Origin of the sequence: Rhodoferax lithotrophicus (assembly GCF_019973615.1) — a bacterium.
GTDB lineage: Bacteria > Pseudomonadota > Gammaproteobacteria > Burkholderiales > Burkholderiaceae_C > Rhodoferax > Rhodoferax lithotrophicus.
On the sequence record NZ_AP024238.1, the window covers coordinates 1,591,081 to 1,610,641 of the forward strand.

Genomic DNA, 19,561 nt, shown 5'->3' on the forward strand with positions numbered 1-19,561 from the left:
CGCTTTCCCCGGCGAGGCAGGCAAAATGCCGCCATGAACAATGCTCCTCTCCAAACCCTGTTGCTGGTCGATGGTTCCAGCTACCTGTACCGCGCCTTCCACGCCATGCCCGATCTGCGTGCTGTGCCGGGTGACCCGACCAGCCCGCCCACCGGGGCGATCCGCGGCATGATCAACATGCTGCAAAGCCTGCGCAAGGATGTGCCTGCCGCATTCGCTGTCTGTGTGTTTGATGCCAAAGGCCCTACTTTTCGTGATGAGTTGTACCCACAGTACAAAGCCCATCGCTCACCCATGCCAGACGACTTGCGCAGCCAGATCGAACCGATCCACGAGGTGGTGCGCCTGATGGGCTGGAAGGTGCTGGATGTGCCCGGTGTCGAGGCCGATGACGTGATTGGGACGCTGGCAGCCACTGCGGCGGCGCAAGGTATGCAGGTGATTGTGAGCAGTGGTGACAAAGACCTGGCGCAGTTGGTCACCGAGCGCATCACCATCATCGACACCATGAATGGCCGTAAACGTGACGTGGAGGGTGTCACCACCGAGTTCGGTGTGCCACCCCATCTGATGCGGGATTACCAGGCACTGGTGGGCGACACCGTGGACAACGTGCCCGGTGTGCCCAAGGTGGGGCCCAAGACTGCGGCCAAGTGGCTCAACGAATTTGGTTCGCTGGATGCCATCGTGGCCAACGCCGCCAACATCAAAGGTGCGGTGGGTGAGAATTTGCGCAACACCCTGGAATGGTTGCCCACCGGGCGCAAGCTCGTCACCATCAAAACCGACTGCGACTTGAGCAACTGGTTGCCGGATCTGCCAGCTATGCAATCAATAGCTGTTGGCGCAATGCAGACGGGCGCTTTAGCCATTTTTTATGAAAAATATGGGTTCAAGGGACTGGCTCGGGCGTTGGGTGCGGCTGCCACAGAAGCCACTGGTTCAGAAAATGTAGCCGGATACGCGAAGCGCAGCGCAGATGGCTCTGACCCCATTTCTGTGCGGGCACTCAGCAAAGAGCGTGACCTGTTCGATGACCCGGAGCCCTCCACAACGGCTGCAGCTCCCCGTGTCAGCAGCGTCACTTACGACACCATCCTGACCTGGGACGCGTTCGATGCTTGGTTGGCCAAGCTGCAGGCCGCCGAGCTGGTTGCACTTGACACCGAAACCACCTCGCTGGATGAGATGCGGGCCCACATTGTTGGCATCAGCTTCAGCGTGACTCCCGGCGAGGCGGCCTACATCCCGCTGGCCCATAGTTACCCGGATGCACCGCCGCAGTTGCCCTTGGCCGAGGTGCTGGCCAAACTCCGACCCTGGCTGGAGGATGCCAGCCACCCCAAGCTCGGGCAGCATGTCAAATATGACCGCCATGTGTTTGCCAACCACGGCATTGAGGTGCAGGGCTACGCGCACGACACCATGCTGCAAAGCTATGTGCTGGAAGTCACCAAGCCGCATGGGCTGGCCAGCCTGGCCGAGCGGCATCTGGGGCGCACCGGCATCAGTTTTGAAGACCTGTGTGGCAAAGGGGCCAACCAGATCTGTTTTGACCAGGTGGACGTGGCCAAAGCCGCCGAATATTCGTGTGAAGACTCCGACATGACGCTGGATGTACATCACACCCTGTGGCCGATGCTGGAGCGTGATGACAAGTTGCGTTTTATCTACGAGCTGGAAATCAAGAGCAGTGAGGCTTTGTACCGGGTGGAGCGCAACGGTGTGTTGATTGATGCGCCGATTCTGGCGGCGCAAAGTCATGATCTCGGGACACGTATTCTGCAATTGGAAAAAGAGGCGCACGAGCTGGCGGGGCAGCCTTTCAACCTGAGCAGCCCCAAGCAGATTGGCGAAATTTTCTTTACCAAACTCGGCCTGCCGGTGGTCAAAAAAACCCCGACAGGCGCGCCCAGTACCGATGACGAGGTGCTGCAAAAACTGGCAGAAGACTACCCGCTGCCGGCCAAAATCCTGGAGCACCGCGGCCTGTCCAAACTCAAGGGCACCTACACCGACAAGCTGGCCCAGCTGGCTTTGCCCTCCACCGGCCGGGTGCACACCCATTACGCGCAAGCCGTGGCGGTAACCGGGCGTTTGAGCAGCAACGACCCGAACCTGCAAAACATTCCGGTGCGTACCCCCGAAGGCCGCCGTGTGCGCGAGGCCTTTGTGGCCCCGCCGGGCAGCGTGATTGCCAGTGCCGATTACAGCCAGATCGAGTTACGCATCATGGCGCACATCAGTGGGGATGCGGCGCTGCTGCTGGCGTTTCACGATGGCATGGACGTGCACCGCGCCACCGCTGCCGAAATTTTCAACGTCGAGCGGGCCCAGGTCAGCAGTGAGCAGCGTCGTTATGCCAAGGTGATCAATTTTGGCCTGATCTACGGCATGAGTGCCTACGGTCTGGCCAAAGCCCTTGGCATTGACAACACCGCCGCCAAAAACTACATCGAACGCTACTTTGACCGCTACCCCGGCGTGAAGCTGTACATGGAAAATACCCGTGCGCTGGCCAAGGCGCAGGGTTATGTGGAAACTGTGTTTGGCAGAAGGCTTTACCTGCCCGAGATCAACTCGCCCAACGGCCCACGTCGCAGCGGGGCCGAGCGTGCCGCCATCAACGCCCCGATGCAGGGCACGGCAGCAGACCTGATCAAGCTCAGCATGGTCAAGGTGCAGCAAGTGATTGACGCGCAAAAGCTGGCCACCAAAATGATCATGCAGGTGCATGACGAACTGGTGTTTGAGGTGCCTGAGGCTGAAATAGACTGGGTACGCCATGAAGTGCCCAAATTGATGGCCGGTGTGGCACACCTGAAAGTGCCTTTGCTGGCCGAGGTGGGTGTGGGGCCCAATTGGGACAAAGCACATTGAAATAAAGGGATTGGAATCATGGAGTCGATGACCATTTTTGCCATTTCAGGCTGCTTGCTGACGGCATGTTTGGTGTATGTAGTGATGCAGGTGCGCTTTGTTGGAGAAAAACAGGCGGTGGCTGACCAGTTGTTGAAGACTCAGGCGGAAATCACCCAGCTCAAGAAGACTCTAAAGGGTTACACCCGTTACCGTGAGTGTCTGGAGGTGGGTAAGCATGCCTTGATGGAGCAACTCAAACCACCGATCGTCAGACAAGTTCGTCAGTATGTGCATGTAGAACCCATTGCCAGGGCACTTTTTAAGCTGGAGCAAGATGCGACAGTCGTGATCAAATTCGAGGTGGAATTTTTATTCTCGATTGATTTGAACCCTGCAGATCTGGATGTGACGGATATCGAACACGGTATTGCTTTGAAAATCAATCGTCCGGTTTTGATGGGTGAACCTCAAATCAAAACCCTGACACAGCAGGTGTTTAGCATGAAACCCGTTGTGGACGACAGAGCACTCATTACATTTGCGCTGAACAAGTTTGTGCCACTGGCCAAACGCTATGGCTCCGCCATGAGTACGGAGGAATCGGTGCGAACGATGTGCAGGATGAAGGCCTTGGAGTGTTTGCGCGATACGCTGGTCAAACAGTCCGGGGTCAAACAGGTTGGGGCTATTTTTGTGGACTTCAAGTAAGCCGCATTAAACCTCAGGCCCTCATCATTGCGGATTCTGTGCGTGGTGGAAGGTGCAGGGTATGGGGAGCTGTGAAATGAAAATTGCTACAAGAAAAAGAGCATTTAGCGCAAGCATGACATGCGCTATGGCAGTTCTGGCTTAGGAGTTCACAAGCACGGTTATTGGGCTTCCATACAGCGGCTGTTTCTGGCGTGTGCGTGGTGGTGGATCGACAAAAGTGTGGCTGTGTCCCGCTATGATCTGAAGCTACAAGTGGAAAGCAGACCTCACAAAGCAGCGCCGCTGATCTCTGTCGTTCGGTTCTGATCGAATCTATTCATATCCATAAGAAAATTTACCGCCATGGACATCCCACGAATTTTCAACATCACTGAAAGTGCTCACCGCATCCATAACCCGATCACACCCGAAAAGCTCGCCACGCTTGGCGCGGTGCTGCGTCTGGAATCGGGATCCAGAGTACTGGATCTCGGCAGCGGTTCGGGGGAGATGCTGTGCACTTGGGCGCGCGACCACGGCATCCTCGGCACTGGCATTGACATGAGCCAGTTGTTCACTGAGCAGGCGAAGCTTCGTGCTGTAGAGCTTGGTGTCGCTGACCAAGTCAAATTTATCCATGGTGATGCTGCTGGCTATATCTCTGACGAGAGGGTAAGCGTGGCAGCCTGTGTCGGGGCCACTTGGATCGCCGGGGGAGTCGCCGGCATGATTGAGCTTCTGGCGCGGAGCCTGCGCACCGGAGGGATCATCCTCATCGGCGAGCCCTACTGGCGGCAGTTACCGCCGACGGAAGAGGTGGCCAAGGGGTGTCTTGCCAATGCCATCTCCGACTTTCTCATGCTTCCAGAACTTCTCGCGTCTTTCAGTCGCCTTGGCTACGATGTCGTTGAAATGGTTCTGGCGGATCAGGACGGCTGGGATAGATATGAAGCAGCCAAATGGCTCACAATGCGCCGATGGCTTGAAGCGAATCTCGGCGACGAGTTGGCGAAAGAGGTTCGAGCCCAACTGATCTCGGAGCCTGAGCGCTACGCCGCTTACACCCGTGAATACCTGGGCTGGGGGGTGTTCGCGCTGATGCCACGATGAAGCGCGATGACAAGTAGTTGGTTCACTGAATGCCACCTTGGTCGAATCGGGTAGCTGCAAGCTTCTAACTTCATTTCTAAATCATTCGTGTCGTTGTTGTTTCGCCTTGTCCTCCCAATGCATTTGTGAAGATGCATTGGTACACCTGATTAGCAATGAACTTCAGCCAAGCGTCTATTCGGTCGGAATCTGCCAGGAAATGCCCAGTGACAGCCCGCATCGCCTCCATTCAGCGTAGATTGAGTGCCAAACACACAAGCCTGAACTCAGCCTGTGCCTTTTTCAATCCCCGCGTGCTGGACTGGCGAAACCCGAGTACGTTCTTGATCCAGCTTTTTCCCCAAGGGGCGAAGTGTGCTCAATGTGGATCAAGTTGAAGTCGATGAGGCCATCTAAAGACTCAACCACAGACCGCGCAAGTGCCTGGGTTATCGCACTCCGCACGAGGTCTTTTATGGCTTGGAGATGCGCCCGATTAAACTACCCACGGATGCACTTTGTAGTTAAATCTGCGTACAAACTTAGCCTCCAGTGCTTATCCTGTAAGCGTGGGAAGCTATGAATTTTGTAGTTTGTAATCCCCTTGATCCTGATGTCCCGTGGTGTGGGTCTACGCCAAAATTCACCGCACTTTGTGGGGCCCCCGCCATGGATCAGGAGGTCAAACTTCGAGGTTGTCAATCAAGCGGGTGCTGCCCAGGCGGGCGGCGGCCAAAACCACCAGGCCCTGGTGGGTGAGTAAATCGGCCAGTTCGGCGGCTTTCGGCGTTTGCAGGTCATGACGGCGGCGCACCACCAGGTAGTCGGGTTGCCAGCCGCGGGCGGTCAAACCGGCCATGGCTTGTTGCTCCAGCTGGGCCACGTCGGTAACGCCATCGCGCAAGGCCTGGGCCATGTGTTGCAGGGCTTGTGACAGGTGTACGGCCTCGGCCCGCTCGGGGGCTGACAGGTAGTTGTTGCGTGAGGACAAGGCCAGGCCATCTTCAGCCCGCAGGGTGGGGCCACCCAGCACTTCGATGGGCAAGGCAAACTGCTGCGCCATGCGCTTGATCACCATAAGCTGCTGGTAGTCTTTTTGGCCAAACACCGCCACACGGGGTTGCACACAGGCAAACAGCTTCATCACCACGGTGCTGACACCGACAAAAAAGCCGGGCCGGAAGTGGCCCTCCAGAATGTCGGCCAGCTCTGCTGGCGGGTGCACCTTGAAGCCCTGGGGTTCGGGGTAAAGCTCTTGCTCGGAGGGGGCAAACACCACATCGCAACCGGCTTGCTCCAGCGCCTGGCAATCGGCCTGCCAGGTGCGTGGGTAGGTGTCAAAGTCTTCGTGTGGCAGAAATTGCAGGCGGTTGACAAAAATACTGACCACCAGCACATCACCCAAAGGTTTGGCCTGGCGCACCAGAGCCAGGTGACCGGCGTGTAAGTTGCCCATGGTGGGGACAAATGCGGGGCGTTTGAAGTTGCCCAGATAGGCACGCAGTTCGGAAATGGTCTTAATTATTTTCATAGCACGTTGCGCTTGATGGATAAGCGCTAGAGGCGAATTTGATGTAAAAAAATAGGCATCACCAGGGATGACCTGGCCTCACCAGGTATCACCAGGCGTGCAGGGCGTTGTCAGGGAAGCTGAGGTTTTTCACCGCTTGAACATAGGCTTGCATGGCTTCCTTGATGCCGTGCTGGCCTTGTACGCCCGGCAGATCCGCCATGAAGTTGCGCACAAATTTGGGCATCTTGCCCAGGTTCAGGCCCAGCATGTCGTGTAACACCAGTACCTGACCAGCCGTGCCGTTGCCCGCGCCGATGCCGATGGTGGCGCAGTGTGGCAGTTCTGCAGTCAGCTCGGCCGCCAGCACGGATGGCACCATCTCCAGCACCAGCAGGGTGGCCCCGGCATCTTGCAGTTCATGGGCATGGCGTTTCAGGATGGTGGCAGATTCCACCGTTTTGCCTTGAACCCGGTAACCGCCCAGGGCGTGCACGGTTTGGGGTGTCAAACCGAGGTGGGCACAGACGGGAATGCCACGCTCCACCAGAAAACGCACGGTGTCTGCTGTCCAGCCACCACCCTCTAGCTTGACCATGTGTGCACCGGCTTGCATCAAGACAGCGGCACTGCGCAGGGCTTGTTCTTTGGACTCGTGGTAAGTGCCATAGGGCAGGTCGCCAATGATCCAGGCCGTGCCTTGCACCCGGCGCACGCCACGCGTGACACTTTCGACGTGGTAACGCATGGTTTCCAGTGACACCCCCACGGTGCTGCTCAAGCCTTGACAAACCATGCCCAGGGAGTCGCCAATCAGAATACATTCCACACCGGCGGCATCGGCCACGGCGGCAAAGGTGGCATCGTAGGCGGTCAGCATGGCGATTTTTTCACCCCGGGCATGCATTTCCATTAAACGCGGCAGGCTCACAGGCTTGCGTGCCGCCGGGTTGCTGGTGGGAGGCAAGGTGCCATAAGGTGAGGCGCTTTGTGTGGCGGATGAATTCATCGGGCAGTTCTCCCAAAAAAAGTGGCGCGAGTCTAACGCAGACGGCAGGATGAAGGTCTCAAACCTGCGGTTGCAGTATGGTCGGCAAGGCTTTGCCCAGCATGTGCGGGTAGTCGCGACTGAAATGCAGGCCACGGCTTTCGTGGCGGGCCTGGGCCGAGCGCACGATCAGGTCGGCCACCACCACCAGGTTGCGCAATTCAAGCAGGTCGCGGGTGACGTGAAAGTGCGAGTAAAACTCTTGGATTTCCCCTTGCAACAGGGCAATGCGGTGGGCCGCCCGTTCCAGGCGCTTGTTGGTGCGCACAATGCCCACGTAGTCCCACATGAAGCGGCGCAGCTCGTCCCAGTTGTGCGAAATCACCACGGCTTCGTCGGCATCACTGACGCGGCTGTCGTCCCAGGCTGGCAAGGTGGGTGAACTGGCTCCCGTGCTTTGCATGATGTCTTGCGTGGTGGCTTGGGCAAACACCATACATTCCACCAGCGAGTTGCTGGCCAGCCGGTTGGCACCATGCAAGCCGCTGCACGCGGTTTCGCCAATGGCGTAGAGTCCGGCCACGTCGGTGCGGCCATGCAGGTCGGCCACCACGCCGCCACAGGTGAAGTGGGCCGAGGGCACGACCGGAATGGGCTGTTTGGCAATGTCAATGCCCAGTTCCAGGCAGCGGGCGTAAATGTTGGGAAAGTGCTCTTGCAGAAAGCTTTGGGGCTGGTGTGAGATGTCCAGGTAAACGCAATCAAAGCCGCCTTTTTTCATCTCGAAGTCAATCGCGCGGGCCACCACGTCACGCGGGGCCAGTTCGGCGCGTGGGTCGTGTTGAGGCATGAAGCGGGTACCGTCGGGCAGCAGCAGGCGACCGCCTTCACCGCGTACGGCTTCGCTGATCAGGAAAGATTTGGCATGCGGGTGGTACAGGGCGGTGGGGTGGAACTGGATGAATTCCATGTTTTGCACCCGGCAGCCGGCCCGCCAGGCGGCGGCAATGCCGTCGCCGGTGGCGGTGTCGGGGTTGGTGGTGTAGAGGTAAACCTTGCCTGCGCCGCCGGTGGCCAGAATGGTTTGCGGGGCCTCAAAGGTGAGCACCTGGTCGGTGTCGGAATCCAGCGCATACAGGCCCAGGCAGCGCCGCTCTGGCAAGCCCAGCTTGTCGCTGGTGATCAGGTCAATCAGGGTGTGGTTTTCAAACAGGGTGATGTTGGGGGTTTTTTGTACCCGCTCAATCAGCGTGCGCTGCACCGCAGCGCCGGTGGCATCGGTCACGTGCACAATGCGTCGGGCGCTGTGGCCGCCTTCACGGGTCAGGTGCAGCTGGCCATCTTCTTCCGAGAATGGCACCCCCATGGTTTGCAGCCAGGAAATCGCCTTGGGTGCGTTTTCCACCACAAAACGGGTGGCGGCCAGGTCACACAGGCCAGCCCCGGCAATCAGCGTGTCGTCTACATGCGCGTCAAAACTGTCGTCCTTGTTCCAGACCGCCGCAATGCCGCCCTGCGCCCAGCCGCTGGAGCCTTCATTGACCGCGCGTTTGGTGATCACCGCCACACGCTTCTCAGAGCTCAGCAGCAGCGCGGCACTTAAGCCCGCCAGACCGCTGCCGACAATCAGCACATCAAAATGCAAGGCAGATGCGGGTGGGGTGTTGGGACGTGAATTCATGATTTTCTCGAATTTAGGTTGGGGTGTAGGCCAGCCGCACGTAGATCGGGGCAAAGGCTTCGGCCTGGGTAATTTCAATCAGGGTTTCCTTGGCCAACTCCAGCAAGGCAATGAAGGTGACCACCAGCACGGCAGAACCTTGTTCGGGGTTGAACAAGGCTTCAAACTCCACAAAACGCTGGCCATGCAGGGCTCTGAGCACCATGCTCATGTGCTCACGTACCGAGAGTTCTTCACGGGTGATTTTGTGGCGTTGCACCAGCTTGGCGCGTTTCAGAATGGCTTGCCAGGCTTCTTGCAGTTCGCTGATGCTGACATCGGGAAAGCGTGGCTGCAAGGCTTGTTCGATGGTGATTTCGGCACGCAAAAAATCTCGCCCAAGCTGGGGCAACTGGTTGAGCCTTGCTGCGGCCAGTTTCATTTGCTCGTATTCCAGCAGGCGGCGCACCAGTTCGGCCCGAGGGTCGTCGGCCTCTTCACCTTGCGCCACATGTTTGGGTGGCAGCAGCATGCGCGATTTGATTTCGATCAGCATGGCTGCCATCAGCAGGTATTCAGCCGCCAGTTCCAGGTTATGGTGGCGAATTTCGTCCACATAACTCAGGTATTGGCGTGTCAAACCGGCCATGGGAATGTCAAGAATGTTGAAATTCTGCTTGCGGATCAGGTAGAGCAACAAATCCAGTGGCCCTTCAAAAGCCTCCAGAAAGACCTCAAGAGCATCCGGCGGGATGTACAGGTCTTGTGGCATAGCAAACAGCGGCTCACCATATAGCCGCGCCACAGCCACCTGGTCAACCACCGTGGGCATGCTCGCCAAGTCAGAATCTCTGCCAGAAACCTGGCTGGCAGTATCACGCATTGAGGGGATTTTTTGCTATATAAAAAATAGCTTTTTGTGCTTGTATCTAAAGGGCTACAAGCCAAATAAGCTTATTCTTTTGCAGCGGTCTGGTAAACGTAGGGCTGTTGTGCCACGCGGGCGGCCTTGAATTCGCTCTGGGCTTCACGGTTGATGGGCTTGTCCCATAACAATGCACGACCTTCGCGCTGACGGTCTTCCATACCGGGCGTTTTGTCTTTGAGCTGGTTGATAAACAACGTGGCATCGGATTGGTACTGTGGGCGATAAAAAATGTTCATGGTGTTACCTTTTGGGCGCATTTTAGACCTGCTCATGGTGTTGACTCTGGTCTGTCTCGTAGTTGCCGGGATCGGATTTTGCGGGTGTAAGATAAAACACAAGTTACCAATGCTCATCCAATCAATCAATCAACATGAACAGTTTTACCCATCCTGCCTCTTGGGTCCATTTGGATTGGGTGCTGGTTGTTGTGCTGGCTTGGTTGCTCATTGGGGTGATCGGGGTGCTGGCCTTGCGCCGTTTTCGGTTTGTCGCCGTAGTGTTATTTCCGGTAGGCGCATTTTTTTCGATACTGTTGATGGCGGTGGCGCTGAGCGCGGCTTTCAGTGACCCCGAAACAGCCATCCTGCCCTTAGGGTTGCCACAGTTGCCTTTCCATTTGCGACTGGACAGTCTTTCTGCTTATTTTCTGCTTTTGATTGGTGGTGTCTCCGCCGGGGTGTCGACGTTTGCGGCAGGCTATTTTCGGCAAGGGGAAGGCACACCGCCGGGGCTGATATGCCTGGAGTACCACGTGTTTCTGGCCAGTATTGCCATGGTGGTGATGGCCGATGATGCTTATGTGTTCATGGTGGTGTGGGAAACCATGGCGTTTTCGTCCTTCTTTTTGGTGATGGCCAATCACCGCATTCCTGAAATACGACACGCTGGTTACTTGTATATGTTGGTAGCCCATATTGGTGCTTTGGGTATTTTGTTGTGTTTTGGTTTGCTGCAAGCCAACACCGGGGACTACACCTTTGCCAATATGCGAGCCCAGCACCTGACACCGTTTTGGGGTTCTGTGGCGTTTGTTTTGGCCGTTTTCGGTTTTGGCGCCAAAGCCGGTCTTTTTCCGTTGCATGTTTGGTTACCCGAGGCCCACCCTGCGGCCCCTTCGCCGTTTTCTGCCCTGATGAGTGGCGTGATGCTCAAAATTGCCTTGTATGGCATCTTGCGGGTGAGTTTTGATTTGCTGCAAGAACCCATCTGGTGGTGGGGTGTGCTGCTGATGGCGTTGGGGTTGATCAGTGCTTTGTTTGGTGTGGTTTTTTCTACCGTTCAGGTGGAGATGAAGCGGCTGCTGGCGTATTCATCGATTGAAAACATTGGTCTGATTTGTGCCGGTTTGGGCTTGTCACTGTTGTTTGCTGCCTATGGCATGAAAGCCTTGTCGGCTTTGGCATTGACCGCATCGATGTACCACATGCTGGCGCACGCTTTTTTCAAAAGCTTGTTGTTTTGCAGCACTGGTGCCGTCATGCATGCCACCGGCGAGCGCAGCCTGGGTAAGCTCGGCGGCTTGATGCGGTACATGCCCTGGGTGGCTTGGCCGACCCTGATGGGGGTGCTGGCCTGTGCCGGGTTGCCGCCCTTTGGTGGCTTCATTGCCGAATGGTTGTTGTTGCAAAGCTTTCTGTTTACCACCGGCCTGCCCAGCTCATTTTTGGATATGTTGGTGCCGGTGATGGCTGCATTGATTGCGCTGATTGCTGCACTCTCGGGCTATGCCATGGTCAAGTATTTCGGGGTTATTTTTCTCGGCCAACCGCGCGAAGAAAACTTGTCCCATGCGCATGATTCTGGTCCTTGGGAGCGTTTGGGCATGATTTGGCTGGTGATGGGGTGTGTGGTCTTGGGGCTGTTTCCCAACCATGTTATTGCCGTGATTGACCCGGTTACCCAATTGTTGGTTGGCGCGGGCTTGGCCCATACGGTGGCCGACAGTGGCTGGCTGCTGGTACCGGTGAATGTAGATCGCGCCAGTTACGCGCCGGCGATTTTCCTTCTGGGTGTATTGATCAGTTTTGGTTTGGCCTTCTTGCTGGTGCGCAAGTTCTACCACGGGCGGATGCGGCGGGTGCCGCCATGGGATTGTGGCTACCCCTGGCAGACTGCCCGCATGCAGGATACCGCAGAGGGGTTTGGTCAACCCATCAGGCAGATTTTTGAACCCTTCTTTCGCATGAAACGCCAGTTGCCCAATGCGTTTGACGAGCATCCCAGCTACAAGGTGACATTGGAAGACCCCTTGTGGTACTGGTTGTATTTACCTGTGGCCAATTTGGTTGAGCGTATTTCCAGAATCATCGGTTTGCTGCAGCAGGGCCGGATCGCGGTGTACCTGATGTACAGCTTTGTCACCTTGATTGTGGTGCTGTTGGTGGTGAAGCGATGAGTTGGCTCGGCATCTTTTCCCAATTGTTGGCCATGGTCATGGCCTTGGCGTTGGCACCTTTGCTCACTGGCTGGGTGAACCAGTGGCGGGCGCGGTTGCAAAACAAGTCGGCACCCGGTTTGTTGCAACCCTATCGGATGTTGCACAAGTTGTTCAACAAGGAATCGGTGATGGCTGAACATGCCACTTCGTTCTATCGCACAGCTCCCTATGTGATTTTCAGTTGTATGCTGCTGGCCTGCGCCATCATTCCCACGCTGTCCACTGACTTGCCGTTGTCGCCAGCGGCAGATGCCATTGCTCTGGTCGGTTTGTTTGCCCTGGCGCGCGTGTTTATCTCGTTGGCGGCGATGGATGTAGGTACCTCGTTTGGCACGTTGGGTGCACGTCGTGAAATGCTGGTGGGTTTTTTGGCTGAGCCAGCCTTGTTGATGGTGTTGTTTTGTGCCTCCATGATTACCCGCTCAACCTCTTTGACCGCCATTGTGGAAACCCTGGCGCACCGCGAGTTGGCCATATACCCCAGCTTGTTGTTGGCTGGGGTGGCGTTCACCATGGTGTCATTGGCTGAAAACGCACGGGTTCCGGTGGACAACCCGGATACCCATCTGGAACTTACCATGATCCATGAGGCCTTGATTCTGGAATATTCGGCCCGCCATCTGGCTTTGCTCGAATGGGCTGCCAGCTTGAAGCTGTTTGCATATTCCTGTATCGGTCTTGCCCTGTTTTTTCCATGGGGTGTCGCTGAGGCGCATTCCCCGCTGGCCCTGATGCTGGCCTTGCCGGTGCTGGTGATCAAGTTGGCCATTGGCGGCTTTTTGTTGGCCTTGATTGAGACCCTGAGCGCCAAGATGCGTATTTTTCGGGTACCCGAATTTTTGGGCACCGCCTTTCTGATGGCTGTGATTGGTTTGCTGGTGAATGTGCTGCTGGGGGTAGGCGCATGATGTTCAAATTTGCCCCGCAGTTGATCAACCTGTTTGCTACGCTGATTTTGCTGCTGTCGTTTGCCATGATTTCGCAGCGGCGTATTGTTTCGCTGATCAATCTGTTCATGATTCAGGGGGCGGCACTGGTGGCCGCTTCATTTTTGCTGGGTTATGCGACAAATCAGCCGGATTTGTATGTTTCTGGTGGACTCACTCTGGTGCTCAAGGTGATTTTTATTCCCTGGATGCTGCACCGTCTGATTCGCCGGCTTAATGTGCGCTGGGATGTGGAAACCCTGTTCAATATCCCCACCACCATGTTGGTGGGGATTGCGCTGGTGATTTTTGCCTTCAGTCTGGCGCTGCCGGTGTCACGTTTGTCTTATTCCATTGCCGGAGGCTCCTTGGGCATTGCACTGGCCTGCGTGTTTTTGTCGTTCATGATGATGATCACCCGCTCCAAAGCTGTGCCACAGGTGATTGGCTTTTTGTCCATGGAAAACGGTCTGATTTTTGCCGCCACCACCGTCACCAATGGCATGCCGATGATTGTGGAGTTCGGCATTGCGCTGGACGTGTTGGTGGGTGTATTGATTTTGGGTGTGTTCATGTTCCAGATTCGCGAAAAGTTTGACAGTCTGGATATTCACAACCTTGAAGCCCTCAAGGAAGACTGAAGATGTACACACTGTTTTTTGTCCTGGGTGTGCCACTTTGGGGTGGATTGGTTTTGGCCTTGATCGGTCACCGCGCCTATGCCCGCGACATCAATGTCGCATTCAGTCTGGCGACGTTTCTGGCCGCTTGTGCACTGACAGTGCAAATCATCAACAACGGCCCGCAATTGTTTTGGCATGACCAGTTTTTTATTGATCCGCTGAATGTTTTTCTGGTGACCTTGACCGCCTTTGTCAGCCTCACCACAGCCATTTTTTCTCGCCCCTACATGCGTATTGAGCAAGACCACGGCAAGATGACTGCGCCGCGCATGCGGCTCTATCACAGCATGTACCAGCTGTTCAGCTTTACCATGTTGCTGGGCTTTACCACCAATAATCTGGGCATCATCTGGGTCGCCATGGAAGCTGCCACGCTGACGACCGTGCTGCTGGTGTCGGTCTACCGCACCTCGGCCAGTCTGGAAGCTGCCTGGAAGTATTTCATTCTGTGTGGCGTGGGCATTGCGCAAGCCCTGTTTGGCACCATCCTGCTGTACATGGCGGCAGACAAAGCCCTGGGGGCCGAACACGCCACCTTGCTGTGGACCAATCTGGATCAGATCAAGGGCCAGCTTGACCCCACCATCATCACCCTGGCGTTTGTGTTTTTGCTGATTGGCTACGGCACCAAAATCGGCCTGGTGCCGCTGCACAGCTGGTTGCCCGATGCCCATGCCGAAGGCCCCACGCCGGTGTCGGCGGTGCTTTCCGGCTTGTTGCTCAACGTGGCCATGTACGCGGTGCTGCGCTGCAAGGTGCTGACCGACGGTGCTTTGGGCACGCCGATGGCCGGGCAATTGATGATGGGTTTTGGGCTCTTGTCAGTCACCGTGGCGGCGTTCTTTTTGTCGCGGCAAAAAGATGTCAAACGTATGTTTTCTTACTCCAGCATCGAGCACATGGGCATGATCACCTTTGCCTTCGGCATGGGTGGGCCGGTGGCCAACTTTGCCGGCTTGTTGCACATGACGGTGCACTCGCTGGTGAAATCGGCCATCTTCTTCACCGTGGGGCATGCTACGCAAAAAGCCAAAACCCAGGTGATGAGTGAGATTCGCGGTCTGATCAAAGTCAACCCCACCGTCGGCTGGGGCTTGATGCTGGGTGTGATGGCGATTCTGGGCATGCCGCCGTTTGGCGTGTTTGCCAGCGAGTTTCTGATTTTGACCACTGCCATGCGTGAGCAGCCTTGGGCGGCCCCGTTCCTGTTTCTGGCGCTGGGCGTGGCCTTTGCCTCGATTTTGATTCGCGTCCTGCCGATGGTGTTTGGTGACACCACGCTCAAGCCCCTGGCTCATCCGCCAGCCTTGGTGCCGGTGTTTGTTCACCTGGTTCTGGCGCTGGCGTTGGGCCTGTACATACCGCCCTATCTGAACGGCTGGTATGTGCAGGCGGCCAGCATGTTGGGAGGTTAAGTCCATGCAAATCTCTGAGCTGGACCTTGAATTTGCCGTGTTGAACGCTCCCGTTCCGATGGGATTTGCCCCTGTTAATGCTGAACAGTGGCTGACAATAGCCTCAGTAGTGCACGACGAAGGCGGGCGTTTGCTGGCGCTGTGGGCTGGTGCTGTGGCGCAAGCCGGTGCAGCATCCCCAGAGCCGCATGACACCGCCTGCATGTGCGCTGCCTACGTGACACTCGAAGGCGTGTTCTGGATTGCTTTGCCCTTGGCCCAACGAGATGGGCAATGGATTTACCCGGATATTTCAGACCTTTTTCCGGCAGCTATACGCATGCAGCGTGCTGCCGCCGATTTGTCCGGTGTACACGCCCAAGGCGCGCATGACACGCGAGCCTGGCTCAACCATGGCGCTTGGCCTGCTGACCATCACCCGCTGCAGCACAACGCAGAACAGTGGCCGCAGCGGGTACCAACCGCACTGGTGAACTACCCCTTTGTTCATGTTGATGGGGATGGTGTGCATGAAATTCCGGTGGGCCCGGTGCATGCGGGCATCATTGAGCCAGGACATTTCAGGTTTTCGGTGGTGGGTGAAAAAGTGCTGCGGTTGGAGCAGCGCTTGGGCTACACCCACAAAGGGGTTGAACTGCGCATGACGCAGTTGACCCCTTTGCAGGCCGTGCGTCTGGCGGGGCGCGTCTCCGGTGACAGCACGGTGGCCTACGCCTGGGCTTATTGCATGGCCCTGGAGTCAGCCACGCAAACCACCATTCCGGTACGTGCGGCCTGGTTGCGCGCCATCATGCTGGAGCGTGAGCGGGTGGCAGCCCATCTGGGTGACCTCGGTGCCTTGGGCAATGATGCGGCTTTTGCTTTTGGTCTGGCGCAGTTTTCGCGCTTGCGTGAAGACTGGCTACGCGGCTCTCAGAAGGTGTGGGGTCATCGTTTGATGATGGACGGTATCGTGCCCGGTGGTGTTCGTGTGGACATTGACCGCACCCAAAAAGACCAGTTGATTCAGTTGTGTGATGCTATTGAGAAAGAAGTGCGCACCCTGTATGACATTTACGAGGCGCATGCCGGTTTGCAAGATCGCTTCATGACCACCGGCCGGGTGTTGCCTGAACTGGCCTCGCGCCTGGGACTGACCGGCTTGGCCGGGCGCGCCAGCAGCCAGGTGTGGGACGTGCGCTGTGATCACCCCTTTGTGCCTTACAACCAACTGCAGGTCAAGATCGCCACCCATCACAATGGTGATGTGGCCGCACGTGTGTCGGTGCGGTTTGACGAAGTGTTTGAATCCATGCGCTTGATTCGCCGCATGCTTGATGCGCTGCCAGCCGGTGACATCGCTTGCCCGGTGATCCTGTCCCAGGAGGCCTCGCGTGGTGCCGGTTGGGTGGAGGGATGGCGCGGGGAATTGTTTGTGGCACTTGAATTGGCTGGGGCCGAGGAAAACCACCGCATTCTGCACTGCCATTTGCACGACCCCTCATGGCAAAACTGGCCGGTGCTGGAGCACGCCATCATGGGCAACATCGTGCCGGACTTTCCGCTCATCAACAAGTCGTTCAACTTGAGCTACTCGGGGCAAGACCTATGATCTGGAAAATCGTCAAACAGATCGCCCAAACCGGTACGTGCAGCGAAGCTGCGCCAGATATTGGTGAGGAAAATGCCCTTGAGGCCTCAAAAATACAGCGTGAGCTGCTCTCAATTTTGGGGCAAGCGTTGAGCATTCGTGAAGTGGATGCGGGCTCTTGCAACGGCTGCGAGCTGGAGATCAATGCCCTTGGCAACCCCTACTACAACCTGGAAGGTCTGGGCATCAAGTTTGTCGCCAGCCCGCGTCATGCCGACATGTTGTTGGTCACCGGCCCGGTGTCGCGCAACATGGAAACCGCCCTGAGGCGCACTTATGAGGCTACCCCCGAACCCAAACTGGTGGTGGCTGTGGGTGACTGTGCCTGTGACGGCGGTATCTTCGGTGAGAGTTATGCCACCTGTGGCCGGGTGGCGAATGTGATTCCGGTGGATGAAGTTGTTCCAGGCTGCCCGCCACCGCCGCTGGAGATTTTGCGTGGCATTCTCAAAGCGGTGCGGCGGCGTGTCCAGTAAGTTGGGGTAGCTGAGCCTCTTTAATCTGCATGGCGTTTGGCACAGTCCATCGTTGAATTTTGCTTTTGACCAGACCTTTCGCAGAAAACATCCCAGCGCATGATCATGTCCCGTTATCTGTGCCGTGCCCGAAGTGGGGTGCAGTTTGATCCCTCCTGTTGCGTAACATCGGCAGGCCAACACACACTGCCCAAATGACATTACCCCCTCAAGCCTCTACGGTCGATGCCAAGACCGATTTAGCCGGATTCTCCTGGCCAATGGTGTTACTGCGTTACTGGGCATGGCTGGATAGGGTGCCTCTGATCCTGCAAGCACGCGTCATGACATGCTTCTTGCGCATGGTTTACAAAACACGTGCTTGGGGCCTGGTCTTGGCCATGCTGGCCGCAAGCCCATGTGTGTGGGCTCAGGGTTATGAGGTGATGCCCTGGACTGCACGCAAATCTGTTCCAGAACTGGAAGGAGTTGACCTCCAGGGGCAGGTCTGGCATCTGGCGGACTTGCGTGGCAAGGTCGTATTGATCAATTTCTGGGCCAGCTGGTGTGAACCTTGCCGGGCTGAAATGCCCTCACTTCAGTCCTTGGCCCAGTTCTATGGCCCTGAAAAGCTGCTGGTGCTGGCAGTGAACTTCAAGGAATCCGCCGCTATTGCACAGCGTTATGTGCAGCGCACCGATTTTGCCTTGCCAGTTTTGCTGGATCCTGCGGGGGCGATAGCGCATGCGTGGGGAGTCAAGGTGTTCCCTACAACGGTGCTGGTGGCAGCCAATGGTCAGGTGCGTCATCTGGTGCGTGGTGAGCTGGATTGGACGGGCCTGCAAGCTGCCAAGCTGGTAGAACCATTGTTGGACAAAAAGAGCCAGCTCAGCCGCTAATTCATTTCTAAATCATCCGTGTCGTTGTTGCTTCGCCTTGTCGTGCGTCAGCACTGCCTGCGGCTTCGTGCCTAGACACCAATGATTTGGAAATGGAATAAGCTGCCCCCGATAATCTGACGGGCGAAACCGGGCTTTCCCGATTTTGCTGGGGCCAATGCGGGGTACTTTGACATACACCGACGGCCCTTGTTTTTTTACTTTTCCGGAGTTCCTTGAATGATCACCGTTCACACACAGGCGCGCCGCGCTTTTCTGAAAAATATGGCGGTAACCACTGCTGCTGCAGCATTGCCCGCTGTTCATTTCGCCCAAGGCAGCCCACTTGCAGAGCGCAGGTTTGCGCCACAGGCCGGTACTTGGCGCACTTTTGAGGTCACCACCCGGGTCAACATCATCAAACCCCAAGGTGTCACACGCCTGTGGCTACCGGTTCCCTCAGTCAATACGGACTGGCAAAGATCTCTCGAAAGCGTCTTTTCCAGCAATGGCAAAACCAGGATGCTTGCTGATGAGCACTATGGCGCGCGCATGTTGTATGCCGAGTTTGCCGAGAGTGAAACCAAGCCTTTTGTCGAACTGACTAGCCGGATCCAGACCCAGAATCGCTCTGTTGACTGGGCACACAAGCAGAACGATGCCGAAGAGCCGGCTACGTTGACATACTGGACCCAAGCCACCAGTTTGCTGCCCACGGACGGTATCGTGCGCAAAACGGCAATGGAAGCCATTCGGGGTTCAAAAACGGATGTTGAAAAAGCCCAAAAGCTCTATGACTGGATTGTTCTCAACACCTTCCGCGAGCCCAAAGTACAAGGCTGCGGCGAAGGCGATATCCAAACCATGCTGGAAACCGGTAATTTGAGCGGCAAGTGTGCCGATCTGAATGCGCTTTTCGTCGGGTTGTGCCGGTCTGTTGGCCTGCCCGCCCGTGATGTCTACGGTCTGCGCCTGGCCCCCTCGGCTTTTGGCTACAAGCAGTTGGGTGGCAACCCTGCCAGCCTGCAAGGTGCGCAACACTGCAGAGCCGAGGTGTACCTGAAAAATCATGGCTGGGTGGCCATGGACCCCGCTGACGTGACCAAAGTTATGCGTCATGAAGCACCGGAGTGGATCAAGTCGGCCAACCATCCTGTGGTGGCACCTGTCAACAAGGCCTTGTTTGGCAGCTGGGAGGGTAACTGGATGGCCTATAACATGGCCCACGACGTGAAGCTGCCCAATTCCATAGGGTCTAAGCTGGGGTTTCTGATGTATCCGATAGCTGAGAATGCTTCTGGACGATTAAATTCCTACGCACCGGATGACTTCAAATACCAGATCAGCGCCCGCGAAATGACCATGTAGTTGGGCTGTTTGCGCCCCAACAAGGCCCCTGGATCATGGCTC

16 protein-coding genes and 1 pseudogene are annotated in these 19,561 nt (G+C 56.6%); 11 read left to right on the plus strand and 6 right to left on the minus strand.

What is annotated here, in order from left to right; all coding sequences use genetic code 11:
• Positions 1 to 33 precede the first annotated feature (33 nt).
• From polA to LDN84_RS07380, 3 genes are all read left to right on the plus strand, one after another.
• Entirely contained in the window at positions 34 to 2,880 is a 2,847-nt protein-coding gene (polA, locus tag LDN84_RS07370) for a DNA polymerase I (RefSeq protein WP_223910545.1), read from the plus strand.
• 18 nt (positions 2,881 to 2,898) lie between these two features.
• On the plus strand, positions 2,899 to 3,570 hold the full coding sequence (locus LDN84_RS07375) for a hypothetical protein (RefSeq protein WP_223910549.1): 672 nt from the start codon (positions 2,899 to 2,901) through the stop codon (positions 3,568 to 3,570).
• Positions 3,571 to 3,915: 345 nt separating this feature from the next.
• Positions 3,916 to 4,662, plus strand: coding sequence for an SAM-dependent methyltransferase (locus LDN84_RS07380; protein WP_223910552.1), 747 nt, complete (start codon positions 3,916 to 3,918; stop codon positions 4,660 to 4,662).
• A 229-nt stretch (positions 4,663 to 4,891) separates the two neighbouring features.
• Here the strand turns inward: LDN84_RS07380 and LDN84_RS07385 are convergent.
• The 6 genes and pseudogenes from LDN84_RS07385 to LDN84_RS07410 form a co-directional block, all read right to left on the minus strand.
• Positions 4,892 to 4,993, minus strand: a pseudogene (locus LDN84_RS07385) (transposase); the annotation flags it as partial.
• Positions 4,994 to 5,323: 330 nt separating this feature from the next.
• Positions 5,324 to 6,172, minus strand: a complete 849-nt coding sequence (gene panC / locus LDN84_RS07390; RefSeq protein ID WP_223910555.1) for a pantoate--beta-alanine ligase — start codon at positions 6,170 to 6,172, stop codon at positions 5,324 to 5,326.
• An 88-nt stretch (positions 6,173 to 6,260) separates the two neighbouring features.
• On the minus strand, positions 6,261 to 7,160 hold the full coding sequence (gene panB / locus LDN84_RS07395; RefSeq protein ID WP_223910557.1) for a 3-methyl-2-oxobutanoate hydroxymethyltransferase: 900 nt from the start codon (positions 7,158 to 7,160) through the stop codon (positions 6,261 to 6,263).
• 58 nt (positions 7,161 to 7,218) lie between these two features.
• Complete coding sequence (nadB, locus tag LDN84_RS07400; RefSeq protein ID WP_223910561.1) at positions 7,219 to 8,820, minus strand: L-aspartate oxidase; 1,602 nt, start codon at positions 8,818 to 8,820, stop codon at positions 7,219 to 7,221.
• 13 nt (positions 8,821 to 8,833) lie between these two features.
• Positions 8,834 to 9,682: a segregation and condensation protein A gene (locus LDN84_RS07405; RefSeq protein ID WP_321291524.1), complete on the minus strand. Its 849-nt coding sequence runs from the start codon at positions 9,680 to 9,682 to the stop codon at positions 8,834 to 8,836.
• A 71-nt stretch (positions 9,683 to 9,753) separates the two neighbouring features.
• Positions 9,754 to 9,963, minus strand: a complete 210-nt coding sequence (locus tag LDN84_RS07410) for a DUF3460 family protein (protein ID WP_223910563.1) — start codon at positions 9,961 to 9,963, stop codon at positions 9,754 to 9,756.
• Between the two features lie 134 nt (positions 9,964 to 10,097).
• Between LDN84_RS07410 and hyfB the strand changes: the two genes are divergently transcribed.
• The 8 genes from hyfB (at position 10,098) to LDN84_RS07450 (ending at position 19,519) form a co-directional block, all read left to right on the plus strand.
• A complete protein-coding gene (gene hyfB / locus LDN84_RS07415) occupies positions 10,098 to 12,122 on the plus strand; it encodes a hydrogenase 4 subunit B (protein WP_223910565.1) in 2,025 nt (674 codons plus the stop codon).
• Positions 12,119 to 13,072, plus strand: a complete 954-nt coding sequence (locus LDN84_RS07420; RefSeq protein WP_223910568.1) for a respiratory chain complex I subunit 1 family protein — start codon at positions 12,119 to 12,121, stop codon at positions 13,070 to 13,072. The genes hyfB and LDN84_RS07420 overlap by 4 nt, the downstream gene beginning before the upstream one ends.
• A complete protein-coding gene (locus tag LDN84_RS07425; protein ID WP_223912838.1) occupies positions 13,072 to 13,731 on the plus strand; it encodes a formate hydrogenlyase in 660 nt (219 codons plus the stop codon). Before LDN84_RS07420 ends, LDN84_RS07425 begins: the two co-directional genes overlap by 1 nt.
• A 2-nt stretch (positions 13,732 to 13,733) precedes the next feature.
• Positions 13,734 to 15,188, plus strand: coding sequence for a hydrogenase 4 subunit F (locus LDN84_RS07430; RefSeq protein ID WP_223910572.1), 1,455 nt, complete (start codon positions 13,734 to 13,736; stop codon positions 15,186 to 15,188).
• A gap of 4 nt (positions 15,189 to 15,192) precedes the next feature.
• Positions 15,193 to 16,779 (plus strand): hydrogenase large subunit, encoded by a 1,587-nt coding sequence (locus LDN84_RS07435; protein WP_223910575.1) that lies wholly within the window; start codon positions 15,193 to 15,195, stop codon positions 16,777 to 16,779.
• Complete coding sequence (locus LDN84_RS07440; RefSeq protein WP_223912840.1) at positions 16,779 to 17,294, plus strand: NADH-quinone oxidoreductase subunit B family protein; 516 nt, start codon at positions 16,779 to 16,781, stop codon at positions 17,292 to 17,294. Before LDN84_RS07435 ends, LDN84_RS07440 begins: the two co-directional genes overlap by 1 nt.
• A gap of 194 nt (positions 17,295 to 17,488) precedes the next feature.
• A complete protein-coding gene (locus LDN84_RS07445; RefSeq protein WP_223910578.1) occupies positions 17,489 to 18,172 on the plus strand; it encodes a TlpA family protein disulfide reductase in 684 nt (227 codons plus the stop codon).
• 219 nt (positions 18,173 to 18,391) lie between these two features.
• Complete coding sequence (locus LDN84_RS07450; RefSeq protein ID WP_223910581.1) at positions 18,392 to 19,519, plus strand: transglutaminase-like domain-containing protein; 1,128 nt, start codon at positions 18,392 to 18,394, stop codon at positions 19,517 to 19,519.
• The last annotated feature ends 42 nt before the right edge of the window (positions 19,520 to 19,561 follow it).